Genomic DNA, 1,735 nt, shown 5'->3' with positions numbered 1-1,735 from the left:
GTGGATGGGAAGGTAAATATCCTGAGGGGAAGCTTGTTGTTTTTAAATTAAACTATGCTTAAATAAAAAACATGATAATCGCCATCTAGATAAAGCATTGAATCCAACGCAAGGTTTTCAGACGGCCTCAATATCTTCTTTGAGGTCGTCTGAACCATTTGTTCTTTAACAACCTGATCTACCGCCAGTTGCCTAATGGCGAAAACCAATATTACCAATACGATTTAGAAAACCAACTCGTCCGCGCCGAAATCAAAAAGCCCGTCGGCAACACCGAAATCTGGACATACGCCTACGACCCGTTCGGACGCCGCCTTTCCAAAGAGCGCCAAGACAAACTCGCCTGGACGAGTACCGATCCGAAACGCACCCACTTCGTCTGGGAAGGCAGCAGCTTGTTGCAGGAGTACACCTACAAAGGCAGCTATACCTATATCTACACCGACCAAGACAGCTACGAACCGCTGGCGCAAATCTTTGACAACGCCAAAGATGGCAAACAATACCTCGCCTATTTCCACAACGACCAAATCGGCATACCGCGCGAGATGACCGATATCCACGGCAATCTTCTGTGGTACGGCAAATACACCGCCTGGGGTCGTCTGAAAAAGGATGAACGCGTTTATAAGGATGCACATCAGCCGTTCCGACTGCAAAACCAGTATTATGATGAAGAGACCGGACTGCATTACAACCTGATGCGCTATTACGAGCCTGAGGCCGGTCGGTTTGTGAATCAGGACCCGATTGGGTTGTTGGGCGGGGATAACCTGTATCAGTTTGCTCCAAATACTCAAGAATGGATTGACCCATTGGGGGAGAGTGGCTATCGCTTGCGTAAGAGTATGGAATCTCAGGGAGTGTTCCGTCCAGCTTCTTCTTGGCAGACACACCATTTAATTCCACAGGCGGTTTGGAAAGAAAACAAAGCATTTTTTAACAGTATTGGCATGAAAGGCAAAGGATTAGGCAGAGATAGTTGGACTAATGGTCTGTATATGCCTTCAACTGAAGCAGATGCTCGAAGTTCACTTAGAGAATTTTTCCATCGAGGATCGCATAATAACTACAGTGATAGTGTAAGTCGCGAGTTGCAAAAAATAAGAGGCGAATTTCAACAAGGAAAGATTACAGCAGCACAAGCGCGAAAACGTGTACAGAATTTACAAAAAAGGTTGAAAAAACGCTTAAGTAAGTCTTTATCCGTTGGAGGGTGCGGATCTACCAACTCGCCCAAACGATTAGATTAGGAGGATATTATGAAAAAATTACTAGTATGGGGATATGCCCTACAAAGCATGGATAAAGCAGAAAAAATGGGGTTGCCACGAGTAAGTAGTGGAGCTGTGGGTATATCAGAGAAGTTTAACCCTAAGAAAACGCATCCTGATTTTGACTTTCCGTGGAGTTGGTTTGTAAAGGGACAAGAAATCCCGAAAATGCCTGAAAAAGTTTATGTCTGCTTAAAAAAAGCAAGGAGTGTTACTTTTGATTTTCTGCCATATAGTGACTTCTTTATTATGTCAGAGCGTTTTTTGGAATTTATTAAAAAATACGGGTTTGAACATAATTTTGGCATGAGCAAGGTAGTGATTGTCAATACAAAAGGCGAGCTATTGACAGATGAAACCTATTATTTGATAAGAATAGTTAGCTGGGAAATTGAGAATGAAATTGTTTACCCAGATTTAGGATTAAATGAAGAAGATTTTTCGCTTGAAGCATACACTAA

The 1,735-nt window shown here is 42.9% G+C and carries 2 protein-coding genes; both read left to right on the top strand.

Features of this window, described 5'->3' with window-relative positions; genetic code table 11:
• The first annotated feature begins 158 nt into the window (after nt 1-158).
• Nucleotides 159-1,253 (top strand): RHS repeat-associated core domain-containing protein, encoded by a 1,095-nt coding sequence (locus tag ACTHS3_RS12355; RefSeq protein ID WP_440368069.1) that lies wholly within the window; start codon nt 159-161, stop codon nt 1,251-1,253.
• Between the two features lie 9 nt (nt 1,254-1,262).
• Nucleotides 1,263-1,735 (top strand): Imm43 family immunity protein (locus tag ACTHS3_RS12350; RefSeq protein ID WP_440368068.1); only part of this gene is annotated, 473 nt, incomplete at its 3' end.

Source organism: Neisseria sp. P0009.S007, assembly GCF_051962515.1.
This window is presented reverse-complemented; position numbering and strand designations above follow the sequence as displayed.